Annotated in this window: 21 protein-coding genes and 1 pseudogene; 5 read left to right on the top strand and 17 right to left on the bottom strand. The window is 66.2% G+C overall.

The window, feature by feature from the left end:
• Positions 1-5 precede the first annotated feature (5 nt).
• The 13 genes and pseudogenes from IZR02_RS00605 to IZR02_RS00545 all read right to left on the bottom strand — a co-directional run bounded on the left by IZR02_RS00605 (position 6) and on the right by IZR02_RS00545 (position 11,207).
• Entirely contained in the window at positions 6-998 is a 993-nt protein-coding gene (locus tag IZR02_RS00605; RefSeq protein ID WP_313959678.1) for an ATP-dependent DNA ligase, read from the bottom strand.
• Between the two features lie 3 nt (positions 999-1,001).
• Positions 1,002-1,229 carry a DUF2188 domain-containing protein gene (locus tag IZR02_RS00600; protein WP_025105249.1) on the bottom strand — a complete coding sequence of 76 codons (228 nt, stop codon included), beginning with the start codon at positions 1,227-1,229 and terminating at the stop codon, positions 1,002-1,004.
• Between the two features lie 269 nt (positions 1,230-1,498).
• Positions 1,499-3,553 carry a heavy metal translocating P-type ATPase gene (locus IZR02_RS00595; RefSeq protein WP_438803950.1) on the bottom strand — a complete coding sequence of 685 codons (2,055 nt, stop codon included), beginning with the start codon at positions 3,551-3,553 and terminating at the stop codon, positions 1,499-1,501.
• Positions 3,550-3,885, bottom strand: a complete 336-nt coding sequence (gene cmtR / locus IZR02_RS00590; protein WP_029989944.1) for a Cd(II)/Pb(II)-sensing metalloregulatory transcriptional regulator CmtR — start codon at positions 3,883-3,885, stop codon at positions 3,550-3,552. The genes IZR02_RS00595 and cmtR overlap by 4 nt, the downstream gene beginning before the upstream one ends.
• A gap of 69 nt (positions 3,886-3,954) precedes the next feature.
• Positions 3,955-5,526 carry an apolipoprotein N-acyltransferase gene (lnt, locus tag IZR02_RS00585; protein WP_025105247.1) on the bottom strand — a complete coding sequence of 524 codons (1,572 nt, stop codon included), beginning with the start codon at positions 5,524-5,526 and terminating at the stop codon, positions 3,955-3,957.
• Positions 5,510-6,454: a cytochrome c oxidase assembly protein gene (locus IZR02_RS00580; RefSeq protein WP_025105246.1), complete on the bottom strand. Its 945-nt coding sequence runs from the start codon at positions 6,452-6,454 to the stop codon at positions 5,510-5,512. Before IZR02_RS00580 ends, lnt begins: the two co-directional genes overlap by 17 nt.
• Entirely contained in the window at positions 6,451-6,798 is a 348-nt protein-coding gene (locus IZR02_RS00575) for a DUF6804 family protein (protein WP_025105245.1), read from the bottom strand. The genes IZR02_RS00580 and IZR02_RS00575 overlap by 4 nt, the downstream gene beginning before the upstream one ends.
• Complete coding sequence (locus IZR02_RS00570) at positions 6,795-7,328, bottom strand: signal peptidase II (RefSeq protein WP_025105244.1); 534 nt, start codon at positions 7,326-7,328, stop codon at positions 6,795-6,797. The genes IZR02_RS00575 and IZR02_RS00570 overlap by 4 nt, the downstream gene beginning before the upstream one ends.
• Entirely contained in the window at positions 7,318-7,986 is a 669-nt protein-coding gene (locus IZR02_RS00565; protein WP_025105243.1) for a copper resistance CopC family protein, read from the bottom strand. The genes IZR02_RS00570 and IZR02_RS00565 overlap by 11 nt, the downstream gene beginning before the upstream one ends.
• Positions 7,979-8,884, bottom strand: a complete 906-nt coding sequence (locus IZR02_RS00560) for a cation diffusion facilitator family transporter (protein ID WP_025105242.1) — start codon at positions 8,882-8,884, stop codon at positions 7,979-7,981. Before IZR02_RS00560 ends, IZR02_RS00565 begins: the two co-directional genes overlap by 8 nt.
• 62 nt (positions 8,885-8,946) lie before the next feature.
• Positions 8,947-9,606, bottom strand: a complete 660-nt coding sequence (locus IZR02_RS00555) for a DsbA family protein (RefSeq protein ID WP_062766069.1) — start codon at positions 9,604-9,606, stop codon at positions 8,947-8,949.
• Between the two features lie 748 nt (positions 9,607-10,354).
• Positions 10,355-10,839: pseudogene (locus IZR02_RS00550) on the bottom strand (GNAT family N-acetyltransferase).
• Positions 10,840-10,859: 20 nt separating this feature from the next.
• A complete protein-coding gene (locus tag IZR02_RS00545) occupies positions 10,860-11,207 on the bottom strand; it encodes an ArsR/SmtB family transcription factor (RefSeq protein WP_025105239.1) in 348 nt (115 codons plus the stop codon).
• A 92-nt stretch (positions 11,208-11,299) separates the two neighbouring features.
• Between IZR02_RS00545 and IZR02_RS00540 the strand changes: the two genes are divergently transcribed.
• Positions 11,300-12,619, top strand: a complete 1,320-nt coding sequence (locus tag IZR02_RS00540; protein ID WP_025105238.1) for an FAD-dependent oxidoreductase — start codon at positions 11,300-11,302, stop codon at positions 12,617-12,619.
• A gap of 54 nt (positions 12,620-12,673) precedes the next feature.
• Here IZR02_RS00540 and IZR02_RS00535 read toward each other — a convergent pair whose 3' ends face one another.
• Genes IZR02_RS00535 through IZR02_RS00525 form a run of 3 tightly spaced genes read right to left on the bottom strand, consistent with a single transcriptional unit; the run spans position 12,674 to position 14,165 of the window.
• Entirely contained in the window at positions 12,674-13,231 is a 558-nt protein-coding gene (locus tag IZR02_RS00535; protein WP_025105237.1) for a signal peptidase II, read from the bottom strand.
• Positions 13,228-13,836 carry a cadmium resistance transporter gene (locus IZR02_RS00530; RefSeq protein WP_025105236.1) on the bottom strand — a complete coding sequence of 203 codons (609 nt, stop codon included), beginning with the start codon at positions 13,834-13,836 and terminating at the stop codon, positions 13,228-13,230. The genes IZR02_RS00535 and IZR02_RS00530 overlap by 4 nt, the downstream gene beginning before the upstream one ends.
• Complete coding sequence (locus IZR02_RS00525) at positions 13,833-14,165, bottom strand: ArsR/SmtB family transcription factor (protein ID WP_025105235.1); 333 nt, start codon at positions 14,163-14,165, stop codon at positions 13,833-13,835. Before IZR02_RS00525 ends, IZR02_RS00530 begins: the two co-directional genes overlap by 4 nt.
• 261 nt (positions 14,166-14,426) lie before the next feature.
• Here IZR02_RS00525 and IZR02_RS00520 point away from each other — a divergent pair, with 261 nt between their 5' ends.
• Together IZR02_RS00520 and IZR02_RS00515 are read left to right on the top strand one after the other, a co-directional pair.
• Positions 14,427-14,708, top strand: a complete 282-nt coding sequence (locus IZR02_RS00520) for a metal-sensitive transcriptional regulator (RefSeq protein WP_025105234.1) — start codon at positions 14,427-14,429, stop codon at positions 14,706-14,708.
• Positions 14,709-14,734: 26 nt separating this feature from the next.
• On the top strand, positions 14,735-15,058 hold the full coding sequence (locus IZR02_RS00515) for a heavy-metal-associated domain-containing protein (protein WP_025105233.1): 324 nt from the start codon (positions 14,735-14,737) through the stop codon (positions 15,056-15,058).
• Positions 15,059-15,217: 159 nt separating this feature from the next.
• On the opposite strand, the gene IZR02_RS18000 is transcribed toward IZR02_RS00515, so the two are convergent.
• Positions 15,218-15,349 (bottom strand): hypothetical protein, encoded by a 132-nt coding sequence (locus tag IZR02_RS18000; protein WP_257721412.1) that lies wholly within the window; start codon positions 15,347-15,349, stop codon positions 15,218-15,220.
• Between the two features lie 39 nt (positions 15,350-15,388).
• Between IZR02_RS18000 and IZR02_RS00510 the strand changes: the two genes are divergently transcribed.
• Complete coding sequence (locus IZR02_RS00510) at positions 15,389-17,317, top strand: heavy metal translocating P-type ATPase (protein ID WP_025105232.1); 1,929 nt, start codon at positions 15,389-15,391, stop codon at positions 17,315-17,317.
• Between the two features lie 46 nt (positions 17,318-17,363).
• Positions 17,364-17,843 carry a DUF6153 family protein gene (locus IZR02_RS00505; protein ID WP_025105231.1) on the top strand — a complete coding sequence of 160 codons (480 nt, stop codon included), beginning with the start codon at positions 17,364-17,366 and terminating at the stop codon, positions 17,841-17,843.
• The last annotated feature ends 12 nt before the right edge of the window (positions 17,844-17,855 follow it).

Below are 17,855 nucleotides of genomic sequence, written 5' to 3'. Positions count from 1 at the left end.
CTGGATCAGCGGGAGGGCTCGACCTCCGCGACGGGGATCTCCGGCCGGGCGCGGACGAACCGCACGACATGGCGGAAGGACTGGCCCGCCATCGCCACGTCCGCTGAGATCTCGACGACCAGCGGCTGCACGAGCGTCAGTCGTACCGGCTCTCGTCCTGATCGGTTGAAACGGCTCAGGGCTCCCGGCTTCACCTCCTGCGGCCACGGGTGAGATGCCGCAGGCTCCTGCAGCAGTCGGCCCAGTTTCCGCGCCGTGTTCGCCGCCAGGCGTGCCGAGCGGCCCACGATCCGCAGCTCGCCGTCTATCGGCAGCCCGACCACGAGTTCTTCGGGACGCTCGCGCGATCCGATCACGGCGGCACAGATGACGTCCAGCGTGTCATGGTGTTTCACCTTCACCCACGTTCGATCGCCGCCGACGTAGGGCTGTGCCCCGCCCTTGACGACGAGCCCTTCAATCCCCGACGCCACGAGCGCACGGAACCACCGTGCGGCTTCCGCAGCATCCGCGGTGACAGGAGAGAGGTTCAGCGGCGGAGACCACTCCCGCGCCAACTCTTCGAGCAACGTGCGCCGATCGTCCAGGCGTAGATCGCGTGCGTCACGATCCGCGATCGCGAGAATGTCGAAGGCCACATACGATGCCGGCTGTGCGCGGGAGAGCTTTGCGACGGTGCTGGAGCTGCCGTTCGTGCGGCGCAGCAGCGCATCGAAGTCCAGGCGGTCGTCCGACCACACCACGGCCTCACCATCGAGGATGACACCGTTGGGAAGCTGCGCGGCCGCCGCTACCAGTTCGGGAAAGGCGCGGGTGAGGTTCTTACCCTGTCTCGACCACAAAGTGATGTCGTCGTCGACCACGAGCAGCAGCCGAAATCCATCCCACTTCGGTTCATACCTCGCCCCGCCGGGCAGCGCATCCGCGGCCGGGACCGTTTCCACCGGCCGGGCCAACGCCACGCCTAGCGGCGGACGCAGCCCGGCCGGCAGGGGCACAGCTCAGCCCTTCACGTCTCGCGGGTCGTTGCCGTAGCTGTTGCGCTCCGCAATCTGCCCGTTCTCGTTCTTGATGATGTGCTCAACCTTACGTTCCCTCGCGAGGTCACGCCCCGCGGCCACGGCATCCTTTTTCGTCTGATGCGGGCCGCCTGTGGTCGAGCTGTCGCCGGTCACGCGGTTGTGCCATGCGCCGTCCTCGTGGAAGGTCTCAACGTCTCCGGTAGGCATGTTGCTCCTTTCGTCGTGAGCTTCATCGTCGGCCCGTCGCTCGATAGAGGGACAGCCCCTTGCGGGAAACTCGGCCGACTATGTAGCTGGCGAATCGATCCGCTTCCGGTGCTACCGCCCCGCTTCGAAGCGTTCGCGGTCTCTCGCTTCGCGCAGCAGGGTGGCTCGCCCACTGATGGGTCGCCGACGGGTGACTTGTTCAGCCTCGAAGAGCCGCCTGAATGGCTATCTCCAGATCGGTGGCGCGGTTGTCGTCGAGGTCGGGTGGGTCAGACGCGGACGGATTCGGGCGTTGCTGCAAGGGCGCGCAGGGCTGCAGGGCGCCGCGCAGCACGAACGCCGTTGAGGATCACGAACACTTCTGCGATCTCGTGCACGAGGACCACGCCGGCTAGCCCGAGCACACCGAAGAGCGCGAGTGGGAAGAGGACGACGATGATCGCGAGGGCGAGCACGATGTTCGCGGTCATGATGCGGCGGCCGCGACGGGCGTGGGCGAGGGCGCCAGGGATCAGTCGCAGGTCGTTCCTGGTGAAGGCGACGTCGGCGGACTCGATCGCCGCAGCCGACCCCTTCAATCCCATGGCGATCCCGACGGTCGCGGTCGCAAGGGCGGGGGCATCGTTGATGCCGTCACCGACCATGGCCGTTGGGCGCCCGGCTGCGAGTTGTTCGATGACCGCGGCCTTGTCCGGGGGCAGCTGCTCTGCGCGGACGTCGGTGATGCCCGCCTGCGCGGCGATCGCACGGGCGGTGCGCTGGTTGTCGCCGGTAATCATTGTGATCCTGATCCCGGCATCCTGCAGGAGCCGTAAGGTCTCTGCGGATTCGGGGCGCAGCTCGTCACGGATGCCGATGAGACCCGCGATTGTGCCGTCCGCTTCAACGACGACCACGGTCATGCCGTCTTCGGCCATCTCGTCAGCGGCCGTGGCGAGTACGCCGGGGGCGAGCCAGCGGACGTTGCCGACGCGGACCAGGGTGCCGTCGACGCGGCCGGTGATGCCGTGGCCGGCGTCTTCGACCACGTCCACGGCCGCAGCTGAACTGGGTGCGGCCGCGGTGATCGCGGCAGCGAGAGGGTGGCTGCTTGTCGCTTCGACTGCTCCCGCCCAGGTCAGCAGCTCGTCGCGTGAGATGCCGCCTGCGGGGCGCACGTCGACAACGGTCGGTTCGTTGCGTGTGAGGGTGCCGGTCTTGTCCAGCGCGACTGCCTGGATGGTGCCGAGCTGCTCGAACGCCTCCCCGGACTTGATCACGACGCCGAACTTCGACGCGGAACCGATAGCGCTGATCACCGTGACCGGCACCGCGATCGCAAGAGCACAGGGAGACGCCGCGACCAGAACAACGAGTGCACGCTCGATCCACGTCGACGGATCTCCCACGACGAACCCGAACACGGCGACGAGGGCCGCTGCGATCAGCACCACGGGCACGAGAGGGCGGGCGATCCGGTCAGCAAGCCGTGCGCGGTCGCCCTTTCGTGCGTGGGCCTGCTCCACGAGGGACACGATCTGAGTGAGCGAGTTGTCGCGCCCATCCGCGGTCGCCTCGATCCGCAGCGTCGATGCACCATTCACCGAGCCCGCCGCGACCGCACTGCCGGGGTACACGTCGACAGGGATGGACTCTCCTGTGATCGGCGAGGTGTCCAGGCTTGATCGGCCTTCGACGACAACACCATCGGTGGCGACGCGCTCACCCGCCCCGACGATGAGGATGTCAAGCTCACGGACATCCGTGACCGGGAGCGTCGTGTCACCAGCGAGACGAGAGACACGCACCGTCTCGGGAATCAGGGACAGCAGCGCACGCAGACCCTCTTTCGCCCGATCCATCGCGCGGTCCTCGAGAGCTTCCGCCAGCGAGAACAGGAACGCCAATGTCGCAGCCTCACCGACGTGGCCGAGCAGAACCGCACCGATCGCGGCGATGGTCATCAGCAGCCCGACGCCGAGCCGACCCCGGAGCAGCCGGCGGATCGCACCGGGAACAAACGTATATGCCCCGGCCAGCAGAGCAGCCCACTGCAGAACGAGCGCGGGGATCTCGATACCCGCCCATTCCAGCGCGTAGCCGGCGCTCAGGAACAGGCCAGAGAGTGCGGACGGGAGCAGGGCGATGTCGCGCCACCACGGCGGACGGACCTCGTGTTCATCGTCGCCCGTGCTGTCTTTGGACGGCAGGGCTGGGCCGCAGCACGCGTCGCCTTCCTCGTGAGCCGGGGGCACGGTAGTCTGCACCGGCTCGGGAACACAGCACGCGTCACCGGCGGTATGGGGCTTGCGGGGCTCATCCGGGCCGCAGCACTCCTCACTCACGCGCAGCACTCACACTTCTCGTCCGCACACGGAACGCCCGCGTCGACGGCGACGACCGCTTCCAGCATGTGCCGCAGGCCCACCGCGATATGTGCGTCGGCGATCTCGTAGCGCGTACGACGCCCTTCCGGCGTCGCAACGACCAGACCACACCCCCGCAGACACGTTAGGTGGTTGGAGACATTCGAGCGCGTCAGACCGAGATCACGTGAAAGTTCCGCCGGGTAGCCAGGCGCGTCCAAGAGCGTGAGCAAGATCCGCGAGCGCGACGGATCCGCCATCGCGCGACCTAGACGATTCATCACATCGAGACGAGAAGCAATAGTCAGCACAAGATGACTATACAGCGATAAGTGACCAATTACGCGGTCGCGTTCAATGGGTTTCGTCTGGAATACCGTTCACTTCGATCTAACGTGAGGCGACCGTGAGCGAAGGCGCCGCTCTGCTATCGAGAGCATCAACATCAATACGCTCAGTCCGCCTATCGCGGGACCGATCCAGGGCATCAGGATGACAGCCGGCGTGATCCCCCTGTGCAGTGGAACGCTGCTGACCTTCGCGGCCGCAGTGTCTGCGGGGACGGCGGCGACGGTTGTTCCGTCGGTGCGGATGACTTGGCTGGTGCCGGTGGTGGAGACGTTCACCACGGTGCGGCCGGTTTCGAGGGCGCGCATGCGGGCGATGGCGAGTTGTTGCAAATTCTCGTCCGTGCCGCGGAAGTCGGCGTTGTTGGTTTGGAACACATAAACCTCCGCACCCTTCACAGCGCTGTCGTGAATGACCCGGTCGTAGATGACGTCGAAGCAGATTGCGAGGCCGACGCGCGAGCCCGCAACACTCATCGCAGGAAGGTTGGTGCCCGGCGTGTATTCCCTTTGAATCATGCCGACGAGGTCTGGGGCGAGGAGCTCGTAGAACCAACGGTCGGGCACGTACTCCCCGAAGGGCACCGGGTTGGCTTTGTCGTACGCCTGTGGGGCGGTGGTTCCGGTCCAGAGTAGAGAGGTGTTGAACGTCAAGCCTTCCCGTGTGGTGGCTGAGTTCACCAGCAGCGGCGACCCGATCGTCTGGGTGAGGGCGTCCAAGCGTTCGGCAGTATCGGCTTCGCGGAGCGGGTCGCTGTCGACCGATCCTTCCGGCCACACCAGGAGGTCGAGGTCCTCACCGATCAGCGATGTAGTGGCGGTCTGCTGTGCATCGAAGATGTCGCCTTCCGATCGGGGATCGAAGTATGCGCTGGGCCCGTTACCCTGCACCCACCCGACGCGTAGATCACCAATGTAGGTGGTCGGGAATGCGGGGACGAGCGCGGCGACGGCGCCGATCAGCGTGAGGGCAACGAGGTGGCTCAGGCGTCGCCGGAGCGCCACGTCCAAGGCTCCAGCGCAGAGGAAGACGATCAGGAACGATAGCCCGGTTGTTCCTAGCCAAGAGGCCGCCTCGGCAAACAGGGTGTCGACCAGAACGACGCCGAGGCGGGCCCACGGGAAGCCGCCGTACGGCCAGGTACCCATTACGGTCTCCCGCAGCACCCAGACTCCCGCCACCCACGCGGGCGCAAGCGCCCACAGTCGTCCGCGACTGTAGCGATATGCCAGCGTGATGAGGGGGCCGCCTGCAGCGAAGAGAAGAGCCTGCAGTCCTGACAGCGCCGCCCAAGGCAAAGGCCCGAGGAAGGTGGACACCCACGAGAGGTGGGTGACGTAGAACGTGGCCCCGTAGGTGAGGGAGATGACGAATGAGGCTGGGAGGGAGCGACCGCGCAGCAGCCACAAGCTGACGGTGACGCTGGCGAACGCCAGAGGCCACCATCCCGTCTCCGGGTAGGCGAGGTCCAGACAGAACCCGGCGACCGCGGCTACAACGACAGCGCCCGGTACTGGGATGGTTCGTTTCGCGGCTGGCCGAGCAACGGAGGACGGTGCCGCCTGAGGAGATCCGTGTGTGGCGGGTTCAGGGTTCCGGATCACGGGCGCTCAGTCTGTTCAGATAGGCGTTGTAGGCGTCGAGATCAGCGTTCCCGTGGGTGTCGACGTAGCGATCGGTGGCGGCCGCGGAGGCGCTGTCCTCCCGGAACCAGCGGTGCATGACGTACAGCAGCATCAACACGGTTGGAGCTTCCCCGTACGACCACGCCAGCCCACCGGCAAGCCGCTGATCCTCGAGCGGATCCAGGCCCAGGGCCAGGGTGGGAGTGACGAAAGACGCGACGAGGATTGTGCTCCCCATCATGAGGAACACGCCGAAGAACGCGTGGAGGGCGGCCTCGGCGAACACGTCGAGAGCGCGGGCGCCGTGTCCCAATCGGACCGGTAACGGGTCGGAGGAAAGCACGGGAATGGTGAACAGCACACCGGCGGCGAGGAATACCAGTTCTAGGATGAGATGCCCTCCGGGTTGGGTGAGGATCCCGTCAGCCGCGTTCGCCAGGTAGAGGCCGTAGAACGCGAACAGATACAGCGGGATGATGCACCAGGGACTCAGCACCCAGCCGACGACGCGACTCCGCAAACCGCGATGCGTGAAATGCAGAACGTGTCGTCCGAGACCGTGGTGTGGTGTGGCACGAAGAAGCAGCGTCCCCGGGGAGCCGAGCACCAGCAGTGGGGGCACGGTCATCATGAGGGTGAGCTGCTGGAACATGAACACCGACACCAGGGCATAGCCGTACGCCTCCACCCCGAGACCGGTCACCGCGGCGAGCAGCGCGCAGCCGGTGAGGAAACTGACGGCGCGCCACACAGGCCAGCGGCGTCGCATCCTGCACAGCCGAACTGCCCCGGCCAGATACAGCACCGCGAGCACAGCCGCGAGCACCGGAAGCAGCGGAAACGGTCCAGGGCGGAACGCGACCAACGCCCCGAGCGTAGGGGGCTCGACGGGTAGCCAGTCGGTCATCGTAGGGGATCTTGCCGGACCACCCTGATCGTGCCACCTGCGACCAGGAACACCACGGCTGCGGCCGGTTGCGCCATGGCCCAGATGTCGCCGGAGAACGGGAATGGCATGACCGGGTTCCAGAGCACAGCGATCGCGGCGAATACCGGCACCCACCACCAGTGCCGCGCCTGGATAGCGAACCATCCCACGATCAGGGCGAGGATGGATGCGACGAACAACACCAGGGGTGCCCAGTTCGCCCGGATGAGGGCTGGGGCCAGGAAGAGGATGGCTGCGGCGATCAGCCCGGGCGCGAGAGCGTTTCGCTGATAGGGGGATGCGGGTTTCTGCGTCGCATTCATAGTGATGTCGTCTCTTGTGCCAGATGATTGGCTGGTTTCGGCGGATCGGGGTGGCGGGGTTCTCGGCTGCGCCACGCGGCGCTCAGAAGGAGGAGGGCCCCGACCCCCAGCGCGATGTCGGCGATGTTGCCGATGAAGAGATCCCCGTAGGCGAGGAAGTCCGTGACGTGCCCCACCCCGAAACTGGGTGGGGAAAACAAGCGGTCGATGAGGTTGCCGAGTGCTCCGCCCACGAGGAAACCGAACCCGATCGCAGCGAGAGTGGTCCCTGCGCGGGCAGCAGCGATACCCAGGATCACCGTGACGGCGATACCGAAGACAGTCAGCAGACCGGTGGCGGAGGCGCCGAAGGACAGGGTGGCGCCAGGGTTGAACGCGAGTTGCAGACCAAGGAGATCCCCGAGGAGCGGGATTCTCTCGCGTTGGCTCAGCTCGCTGAGTGCCATGCTTTTCGTGGCCTGGTCGATGAAGACGACGATCGCGGCGACGATGGCCGCGAGAGCGGACCGCCGCAGACGCTCACTCTTCACCGGCCCCAGCTTCCCCTTCTGCACGGTCGCGTCGCCGACGGGCGCGACCGGCGAGGATCACCCCGGCCGCGCTCACGCCCAGGACCAGAATGAGCGAGGAGACGAACATCAACGGCAGCAACAGCCCGTCGCCCATCGCTGCGCCGCCCGACGCTGTGCCTCCGTACTCCGCGGGTGAAGTGCTCGGTTCCGGTGTCGCACTCGAGCTGGGCTGGGCACTCTGCTCCGGGGTGGCGATGGCTGGTGAGGTCGCGGCGGGAGGGGTGCTGGCCGTAACCGAGTACGAGTACTCGCCGCTGGTGGGGTGACCGTCGCTGGAGACCACCTTCCACCGGACGGTAAACAACCCGCCGCCGGCATCCGGGGACAGATGCTGGGTGACGGCGGTGCCACTGACCGCGGGCGCATCGACCGCCACATTGGTTCCCTGGTCGTTGAGAACCTCGATATCTGTTGCACCCTCTAGATTGGTCAGCTCCGCGCTGAAGGTCAGAGTGATCTCGTCCGGCGAGTTCGGGATAGTGCCGCCAGCCTCGGGGTAGGAGGAGACCAACCCGTCGTGAGCGGCGGCCGGGGAGGCGAGGCCGAGGACACTGATGGCGGCGATGACGAGCCCCGCCAGGGCGATTCGGCGGGTGCGGGAAGCGTTGTTACGCATGGGTGAAGTGTTCTCCAGTGTGCGATTCGGGTTCGATTTGGAAAGTGGAGTGTTCGACACTCACCGGGAAATGCTCGGCCACACACTCCTGCAGCGATCGCAACAAGGCCGCGTAGGCGTCCATGGTCACGGTGTCATCAATGACGATGTGAGCGCTCAGCGTCGGGAGGTCGGTAGACACCTGACTGGCGTGCAGGTCGTGGACGGCGACCACATGGGGAAGCTCAACAATGTGTCGGCGTACCTCGTCCAGGTCCAGGCCGCGAGGAGTGGATTCGAGGAGCATGCGCCCGGAGGCGCGCAACAGGACGACAGTGCGCGGGATGATCAGTATCGCGATGACGACCCCGGCGACTGCGTCCGCCTGATACCAGCCGAGAGCGGCGATCAGGATGGCGCTCACGATAACGGCGACGGAGCCGAGCGCGTCGTTGGCGACCTCGAGGAACGCAGCCCGCATGTTGAGGTTCAGCCCGCGTCCACCCATCAGGACGAGCAGAGACGCGATATTGGCCACGAGCCCCACGATTCCGAAGAACAACAGGCTTCCCGATGCGATATCGGGAGGCTCGAACAGTCGGCGAATTCCCTCGACCAGGGCAAACAAGCCCACACCCAACAGCAAGGTCGCCTGCGCGAGAGCGCCAAGGACCTCGGCGCGTCGCAACCCAAACGTATAACGGGGAGTGGGTGCCCTGTTCATCAGATGCGCAGCCGTCACAGCCAACGCCAGGCCGATCACATCGGTGAGCATGTGCGCCGCGTCCACCAGAAGCGCGAGACTGCCAGTCAGGACCGAACCGACTACCTCGATGAGAAAAACAGACAGTGTGATCGAAAAGGCGACCACCAGCCGCTTACGGGACGTTCCCGACGCGTGGCTATGACCTGCACCCATGATCATTCTTCCTTTCGGCGACTAAATGTGGCCCGCGAAACTGCGGGTCTCCAGCGGCGGCTTCACCGCTTGCCGTTCACGGCGGAATCGATGCGGTCTCCCAAGTCCGTCCACGCCTCTAGCGTGACCGGCTCCCCATCGATGAAGAATGAGGGGGTGCTGCTGACGCCGAGCGCCTCGCCCTCGGCGAAATCAAACTGCACCCGCTCCGCCGTCGCCGGGTCCGCTACGGCCTCGTCGTACGCCGCCATATCCAGGCCCATCTCCTCCGCGAATCCGCGGAACAGGTCAGCTCGGGACTCCTGCGCCTCGCCCCACTGCGCCTGCGTCGAGAACAACCGGTGATACATCTCCTCCAGCTGCCCCTGCTGTGCGGCCGCCTCCGCAGCGATAGCCGCATTCTTCGAATTGAAGTGACCGGGCAACGGGAAGTAGCGGATGACATACGTGATCTCACCGGCGTACTGCGCCCGGAGATCCTCAACCAGCGGGTAGAACGCGCCACACGCCTCACACTCGAAGTCCAGGAACTCCACCACTGTCACCGCGCCCTCGCCGCCATCATCCAGGACGTGGGAGTTCTCCCTCTGCACATGCGGACCGCTCTCATCCGTGCCGGCCGATGGAACCCCCTGACTGCTCAGCCCATAAACGACGCCTGCCACAATCAGCAGAACAGCTACGACCGCGGCGACGAGCGTCGCCTTTACCCACGTTTTCATAGACACTCCTTGACACGAATGACTCTCTAAAAGCTCCCGTACGGAATGCCAGGAGCACGCCACCACACAAAGCTGCTGGCGTTCGAAGGAGCGCTCGTCAGGTGCGCGAAAGGGAAAGTTGCGTCAAGGACAGCGATGGGACGTCCGCACGCGCGTCCGCCGGCAGCGGCCTCACCGGGCGGAGCAGGACGGTCGTCTCCCGAGAAGTCGCCCTAGCAACGCGGAACGCTCGGCCCACGATGAACAGAATCACGCAGCAGAGCACGCCGATCAAGCAACCAACGCCACCGACTGTCGCTGCGTCCGTGAACTGGGCTGCAAACCCGTCACCGGAAGGCGGGTCGCCAACCTGCTCCGAGGCTGGAGCATCAGCAGCTAAAGCAGCCAGCATCACCGACACGTGCTCGGAGCTGTCCGGCGCATCCAGGTGGCTTCCGCCGAGCCAGGCCCCCGCAGTCAAGAGCACGGCTAGGCCGACCGCAGTAATGATCCTCGTTATCAGCCGCTCCCTGCTCGCCGGCCTGTACGGGCGCGCGCGGAGAGGGCGGATCATGTCAAAACGACTGTATCAGCGAAGACGGAACACCGGATCGCTGAGCCATAAGCCATTCGGTCGGGACGCCCCGGCCGAAAACAATCGTTCGCGGGACGTACGTACGGCGCCTCATCGCGGCGTGCTGTAAACGGCTCCCGTATTGAAACCAAGGTTGCGGGACAGGCTGTTTCGGCCCGGATTTTCGGCACGCGGTCAGCGAGGGTGGCGCCGCTTGACGAGGATCGTGTCGCGCCACTGTCCAGTCCAGGGGCCGTAGGTCATGAGAGCGATGCGTTCCCGGTGTCCCACGCCGCGGAAGCCGGCGCGGTCGTGGAGGGCGAGGCTGGCGGGGTTCTCGGGGAAGATGCTGGACTGCATGGTCCAGATGCCGGCGCTGTCGGCGGCTTGGAGGAAGGCGTCGAGGAGTGCGGCGCCGACGCCGTGCCCGCGAGCCTCGTGCGCGACATAGACCGAGTGCTCGACAGCGCCGCGGTACACCTCGCGAGATGACACGGGTGAGGCGGCGACCCTTCCGAGGATCGAACCGGCGGTGTCCTCGGCAACGAGCCGCCCGACGGTGAGTTTCCCTGAGTCGAAGGCTGGCCCCACGTTGGCGGGTCTGTCTCGAACGTTGCGTTGCCGGTGGCGATGCCTTCTCGGTAGATGGATTCCACCGCTGCCCAGTCGGCGGTGGTCATCGACCGGATGAGGACGCCGCTCACGGGCTCAGCGCGCGAGAGGCCTGTTCGAGGGGGTCGGTAACGACGCGGTAGTAGGCCCAGCGGCCGCGCTGTTCGCGGGTGGCGAGGCCCGCATCGACGAGCAGTTTCATGTGGTGGGAGACGGTCGGCTGGGATAGTCCGACGGGCTCGGTGAGGTCGCAGATGCATGCTTCACCGTCGCTGGATGCGGCGATCAGGGAGAGAAGTCTCACGCGCGTGGGGTCACCCAGAGCCTTGAACGTGCGCGCTATCCGCTCGGCCTCGTCGGGCGTCAGCACCCCGCCGGTGACGGGCGAGCAGCACGCCGCCGCGTCGGTCGGGAGGAGTGGGAGCGTCGTGGGCATGGAACGATTCTGGCACGTCACATTGACATTCGTCGATACATCGAGGATTCTCGATCAATCGAGTTCTGTCGATGCGTTGAGGAGCGAGTGTGATGGAGAGCGCGTTGCCTGTCGTGGTGATCGGTGCCGGCCCGCAGGGGCTCGCGGCTGCCGCCCACCTGGTCGAGCGAGACCTGCCGGTCGTTGTATTGGAGGCTGGGGCTGGCCCGGCATCGGCGGTTGCCGAGTGGGGGCATGTGCGCTTGTTCTCGGAGTGGCCGGAGTTGATCGACACGGCCGGGGCGCGGATTCTCGAGCTCACCGGATGGGCAGCGCCTACGACGGGGTATCCGACCGGTGCGCAGTGGATCAGCGGCTATCTCGCGCCGCTTGCTGCTGAGCTGGGCGATCGCGTTCGGTACGGCTCTCGGGTTGTCGGGGTGTCCCGTCTGGGTCGTGACCGTCTCGTTGACGCGGGCCGCGGCGATCAGCCTTTCACCGTGCACGTGCAGCCGAGTGAGGGGGAGGAGTATCGGTTGCAGGCGCGCGCGGTGATCGACGCTTCGGGCACGTGGTCCTCGCCCAACCCCGCGGGCGCGGACGGTCTGCCCGCGCTGGGAGAGCGGGCTGCGGCCGGGTTGCTGTCGTATTGCATCCCCGACTTCCGGGACCGTGAGAGGTTCGAGGGGAAGCACACGGTCGTCATCGGTTCCGGGCACTCGGCGGTGACGGCGGTCCTCGCGCTGGCCCGCATGGCGCGCCGCGACCCGACCACCACAGTGACGTGGGCGCTGCGCCGCGCCACCGCCGGGAACGCCTTCGGGGGTGGTGAGGCCGACGAGCTGCCGGCACGTGGGGCGCTGGGGATCAAGGCGAAGGAGTTCGTCGACGCTGGGCTGGTGTCGCTCGTGACCAGGTTCCGCGTCGAGCGCGTCACGACGGAGGAGGGCCGGCCGGTCCTCGTCGCAGAGGATGGCCGCACACTCAGCGCCGATCGCGTCGTGGTGCTCACCGGCTTCCGCCCCGATCTGTCGTTCTTGTCGGAGCTGCGGTTGGAACTGGACCCCACGTTGCAGGCGCCCGTGCGGATCGCTGCGGAGGTCGATCCGAACGTGCATTCCTGCGGTTCGGTCGCCGCGACGGGAGCTGCCGACCTTGCCCAGCCGGAGCCTGACTTCTACCTCGTGGGCGCAAAGTCCTACGGGCGGGCACCCACCTTTCTCGCGCTCACCGGGTACGAGCAGGTGCGCAGCGTCGTCGCGGAGCTCGCGGGCGACCACGAGGCCGCTCGACGGGTCGAGCTGGTGCTGCCCGACACGGGGGTATGCGGCGGTGCCGGACTGTTCGATGCTTCCGGGGCATCTCTGGGCGGTGCCTGTTGTGCCCCGCCGGCTCAGGTGCTCCAGATCGGCCGCGCCCCGGCCACCGTCTGACCGGACACATGAGAGGGGCGGATCGCATCAGCGATCCCGCCCCCTTCTCGTTGCTCAGCGCGCGAGGAGCGTGGTCTGGATCTTGTCGGAGACGGCTTCGCGCAGCGGCCGCACGGCCTCGGCGTCCCAGGCCTGGTCGCGGTGCAGCAGGAGCAGGACGGCCCATCCGAGGAGGCCGAGGGTGGTGAAGACGTCAGCCATGTTGAAGACGGCAAACCAGTCGACGGCGATGAAATCGACGACCTCTCCACTAAGCGGTTCGGTGTGCGCGCGAGTAGTGCGGTCCCACAGGTTGCCTATCGCCCCACCGGCCGCGACGGCCAGAAGAGCGGTGGGGCCCATGTTGCGTCCGCGCACAGCTCGGACGACTATCCAGGCCAGAAGTCCGGTGGTGAGTGCCATGATGCCGACGACGAGAGGTGCTCCCACGTCCCCACCGAGACCGAAGGCGACGCCGGGATTGAACACGAGACGAAGGCTCACCCCGAGGCCGAGTTCAATCTCCTCGCCGTTACCCAGAAAGGACAGTGCCCAGGCCTTCGTGAGTTGGTCGATCGCGAACGCTGCAGCGATGGCACCGGCGGCGACGGCCAGTCTGGCGACCTTGGTCATGACAGAACGTCGATGAGACGGAGGACTACGCCCGACTCGATCAGGATGTACAGGCCGAGCCCGATGAAAACGGCGGGCACGAGCCAATGCTCGATCTTCTCCAATGCTTCTGTGACGGTCTTGTTGGTGCCGACGAAGCGCGCGACGAGGCACCACACGGCGACGAGCACCAAGAAGACGATGATGGTGACGATGGTGTCCGGAACGGGGTTGGTGCGGAAGACCGGCGTGTAGAGGGAGATGTTGTCGGCGCCGTTGGCGATCGTGATGCCGGCGACTCCGAACAGTCCTCCTGCGCTGATCGCACTGTCGTCGTCGTCATCGTCGCCCCGGCGCCGGAGGGTTCGGATCAGGCCATAGACACCAATTGCGAGTGGGATCAGGCCCAAGAATCCGACCCATTGGTCCGGGACGATGGTGAGGCCGGCGGCGGCGATGACGCTGATCGCGACGAGAGCGATGAAGCCGAGGTATTGCCCTGCAACGACTTTCCATCCTGGAAGGGAGCCGCGTGTCGACGCGAGAAACAGCACCGTGAGGACAACGATGTCGTCGATGTTCGTGGCCGCGAACAGTCCGATGGCGGCCGCGATGGTTCCAATCATCGGGCATCACGCCCGTAGGTCTTGCACAGATCGACCTTGTAGCCGGTCGTGGCGAGGAGTCGCTCGGCGGCTTCCAGGATGTCGATGACTTCCGGAGTGGAGACGGAGTAAAAGTTCTGTCGACCTTCACTGCGGGCGATGACAAGTCCGCATTCGCGGAGGCATCCCACGTGCTCCGACACGGTTGACTGCGCCAACCCGAGCTCGTCGGTGAGGTCCCTCACCCGAGCCTCGCCCATCGACAGTCGCCGCAGTATCGACAAGCGACTGTGATCGGCAAGCGAGTGGAACAGCGATACAGCGGCGGTCATCTCAGTTGTCATCGTCATTCACCGATTATATCGGGTTTTGCCGATGAGAACTAACCGTCCAAAAACGATCGTTTACGGCGTAGTTCTGTCAGGGAGCAGCCCGAGGTCACCACTAACGGTCTCCGGAATGGGGTTGCGGCAGGCGCTTTTGGTTGAGTCCCGTGGCCGGGCGGGTGGAGAAGTCCGTGTGGTGGCCGAGTCAGCCCCCACTTGTGGCGCTCGGCGCCCAGGTCTGACGCTTCCACCCCGCCACATACCCCCACGGGGTATGCTGAGAGGGTGAACGGATACGAGGGCAACAAGGAGGCGTTGCAGCAGCGTCTGCGTCGTGTCGAGGGTCAGGTGCGCGGGATCGCTCGAATGGTTGATGAGGACAAGTACTGCATCGACATCCTCACGCAGGTGTCCGCGGCGACGAGGGCTCTGGAGACGGTCGCGCTCTCGCTGCTGGGCGATCACTTGAGCCACTGTGTCGCGGAGGCTAGTGCCGAAGGTGGCGAGGTTGCGGCGGAGAAGATCCGTGAAGCGAATGACGCTATCGCTCGTCTCGTCCGTTCCTGACCATCTGAGATCTGGAGGATCGCATAATGACCGAACGCATCGAACTCGGGTTGAAGGACGCCAACGCAGGGTGCGCGTGCTGCGCGTCCCCGACTGATGCCGCGGCCGCGGAGACGAGTCAGTCGGCTCTCGCCCGGGACGTCTTCGTTGACGGGATGACGTGCTCACATTGCGTGTCCAGCGTGACCGACGAATTATCGTCCGTTGACGGTGTCGAGAGCGTGACCGTTTCCCTGAACGCCGGGGCGACCTCGCGTGTGACGATTCACAGCGCAGTGGCGGTTGATCCGTCGCTCATCAAGGCCGCCGTCGAGGAAGCGGGATACACGCTCGCGCCTCAGCCCAGCTGACCGGCGGGTCTCTCCACCCGACTCTGCACGCATCTGAAGCGAAGGAGGCTCATCGTGAGCCAGCAGGATCACACCTCTATGCACCACCACGGACAGCATGCCGAGGGGACGCCGCCGACGGTGGCTCACGAGTCCCGAGCAGATCACGCGGCACCCGTTTCACATGCAGGCCACGACCCGCATGCCGGACACGACCCGCACGCAGGTCACGCGCAGCACGACGGGCATGCCCCACATGGCGGCCATGCGGGCCACGGCGGCCACGGCGGCCATGGGGGGCACGGGGGTCACGGTGATCATGTCGGGCAGTTCCGGCGGCTGTTCTGGATCATGCTCGTGCTGGCTGTTCCGGTGGTCGCGTTCTCGATGATGTTCTCCATGCTGCTCGGGTATTCGCTACCCGATGCGGCATGGGTGATGTGGATCTCGCCTGTTCTCGGCACGGTGATGTATGTCTGGGGTGGCGCCCCGTTCCTCACGGGCGCAGTCAGTGAGCTGCGTTCCCGCAAGCCCGGAATGATGCTGCTCATCGCCCTGGCGATCACGGTCGCGTTCCTTGCCTCGTGGGGCGCGAGCGTCGGCCTGCTGCACCACGAGCTGGACTTCTGGTGGGAACTGGCGCTCCTGATCGTCATCATGCTGCTCGGGCACTGGATCGAGATGCGTTCGCTCGCGCAGACCACGTCCGCGCTCGACTCTCTTGCCGCGCTCTTGCCCGACGAGGCGGAGAAGGTCGAGGGTGATGCCACTGTCACAGTGGCCCCGTCCGATCTGCAGGTCGGGGACGTCGTCGTGGTCCGCCCCGGCGGTCGCGTTCCCGCCGATGGGCGGATCGTGCAGGGGTCGGCGAGCATGGACGAGTCGATGATCACGGGTGAGTCCCGTCCGGTGCGCCGCGCCGACGGGGATCAGGTGATCGCGGGCACGGTTGCCACTGACTCCGGTGTCCGGGTGGAGATCACCGCGGTCGGGGAGAACACTGCGCTGGCGGGCATTCAGAAGCTGGTGACGGAGGCGCAGAGTTCGTCGTCGCGGGCGCAGCGCCTCGCGGACCGCGCCGCGGGGTGGTTGTTCTGGTTTGCCCTCGGTGCCGGTGTCATCACCGCGATCGTGTGGACGCTCGTCGGACTTCCCGATCAGGCCGTGGTTCGGACGATCACGGTGCTGGTGATCGCCTGCCCGCACGCACTCGGTCTCGCGATCCCGCTCGTCGTGTCCATCGCGACCGAACGTGCCGCCAGGGCTGGTGTCCTGGTGAAGGATCGTCTCGCGCTGGAGAGCATGCGCACCGTGGACACGGTGCTGTTCGACAAGACCGGCACACTGACCAAGGGCGCCCCCGCGGTCACCGCCATCGAACCGGCAGGCTCCCTGAGCGCGGACGAACTGCTCGCCCTCGCTGCCGCGGCCGAGGCCGATTCGGAGCATCCCCTCGCTCGTGCAATCGTCAACGCCGCGAAGGAAAAGAGCCTGACTGTCGCGGCGTCGCAGGACTTCGAGTCCTCGCCGGCGGTGGGGGTCAAGGCCCGCGTCGACGGCCGTACCGTGCAGGTCGGTGGCCCGTACATGCTCGAGCAGGAGCACGCGAGCGAGCTGGGTGTTGCAGATCAGTGGCGCGAGGACGGCGCGATCATCCTGCACGTCCTCGTCGACGGCACGGTGGCCGGTGCCCTGCGATTGGCCGATGAGATCCGTCCGGAGTCCCGGGAGGCGATCCGAGCCTTGCATGAGAGGAACGTGCAGGTGGTCATGATCACCGGTGATGCGGAGGCTGTCGCGGCGTCCGTGGCGGCGGATCTCGGCATCGACAGGTTCTTCGCCGGGGTTCGCCCAGAAGACAAGGCGTCGAAGGTGAAGGAGCTGCAGGGCGAGGGCCGCTCGGTGGCGATGGTGGGTGATGGGGTGAACGACGCACCCGCGCTCGCGCAGGCAGACGTGGGTATCGCGATCGGTGCGGGCACGGACGTCGCGATCGCGTCCGCCGGTGTCATCCTCGCCAGCGACGACCCCCGATCAGTGCTGTCGGTGATCGACCTGTCCCGCGCCAGCTACCGCAAGATGAAGCAGAACCTGTGGTGGGCAGCCGGCTACAACCTGCTCTCCGTCCCCCTCGCGGCCGGCGTGCTCGCCCCGATCGGGTTCGTGCTGCCGATGTCGGTCGGGGCAGTGCTGATGTCGCTGTCCACGATCGTGGTCGCGCTGAACGCGCAGCTGCTGCGACGACTGGACCTCGCCCCAGAAGCGGTCATCACCCGGTAGGCGTTGTCGCGGCGGCGACGTACCCTGGAGGAAAGGAGGTGGAGCGGTGTTGATCACAGTCGCGCGGCGCGTGCACGACCAGCGCACGCTCACCCGAACCCTCCTCACGGTCGTCGCGGTCGCGGTCGCGGTCATCTGTGGGCTCTTGGCGATGCACTCGATGAACACGCACGCGATGACCTCCGGGCACGGTGACACGGTCGCTGTCGGACACAGCGACCTCGCCGCTGCCAGCACCGGCCACACGGCCGGCACCGACCATGCGGGCACTCACCTTTCGCAGTCGGCTCCGGGTTCTGCGGCTGCGGACGCGGGGTGTGCGACGTGCTCGGACGATCACGGGATGGCGTGGATGGCGTGCGTGCTCGCCCTCCTCGTCGCCGTCATTCTGCTCGCACGCCCCACCGGGTGGTGGCGTCAGCTGATCCACGCGCTCGCACAGCCCACGACGCCCGCCCGGACTCACGGAGCTCTGCACTCATTCAAGCCGCCTTCGCTCACCGTTCTCTGCATCAGTCGTACGTGATCACCGGCGTGC

Origin of the sequence: Microbacterium paraoxydans, from assembly GCF_019056515.1 — a bacterium.
Taxonomy (GTDB): domain Bacteria; phylum Actinomycetota; class Actinomycetes; order Actinomycetales; family Microbacteriaceae; genus Microbacterium.
This window is presented reverse-complemented; position numbering and strand designations above follow the sequence as displayed.

Coding starts and splice junctions, on each gene's coding strand:
- IZR02_RS00565 (WP_025105243.1), bottom strand. CDS start 7,986: ATGCGTAACAACGCTTCCCGCACCCGCCGAATCGCCCTGGCGGGGCTC.
- IZR02_RS00510 (WP_025105232.1), top strand. CDS start 15,389: ATGCTCGTGCTGGCTGTTCCGGTGGTCGCGTTCTCGATGATGTTCTCC.
- IZR02_RS00575 (WP_025105245.1), bottom strand. CDS start 6,798: ATGAATGCGACGCAGAAACCCGCATCCCCCTATCAGCGAAACGCTCTC.
- IZR02_RS00600 (WP_025105249.1), bottom strand. CDS start 1,229: ATGCCTACCGGAGACGTTGAGACCTTCCACGAGGACGGCGCATGGCAC.
- IZR02_RS00545 (WP_025105239.1), bottom strand. CDS start 11,207: ATGCCCACGACGCTCCCACTCCTCCCGACCGACGCGGCGGCGTGCTGC.
- IZR02_RS00560 (WP_025105242.1), bottom strand. CDS start 8,884: ATGGGTGCAGGTCATAGCCACGCGTCGGGAACGTCCCGTAAGCGGCTG.
- IZR02_RS00580 (WP_025105246.1), bottom strand. CDS start 6,454: ATGACCGACTGGCTACCCGTCGAGCCCCCTACGCTCGGGGCGTTGGTC.
- IZR02_RS00540 (WP_025105238.1), top strand. CDS start 11,300: ATGGAGAGCGCGTTGCCTGTCGTGGTGATCGGTGCCGGCCCGCAGGGG.
- IZR02_RS00535 (WP_025105237.1), bottom strand. CDS start 13,231: ATGACCAAGGTCGCCAGACTGGCCGTCGCCGCCGGTGCCATCGCTGCA.
- IZR02_RS00515 (WP_025105233.1), top strand. CDS start 14,735: ATGACCGAACGCATCGAACTCGGGTTGAAGGACGCCAACGCAGGGTGC.
- IZR02_RS00525 (WP_025105235.1), bottom strand. CDS start 14,165: ATGACGATGACAACTGAGATGACCGCCGCTGTATCGCTGTTCCACTCG.
- IZR02_RS00530 (WP_025105236.1), bottom strand. CDS start 13,836: ATGATTGGAACCATCGCGGCCGCCATCGGACTGTTCGCGGCCACGAAC.
- IZR02_RS00555 (WP_062766069.1), bottom strand. CDS start 9,606: ATGAAAACGTGGGTAAAGGCGACGCTCGTCGCCGCGGTCGTAGCTGTT.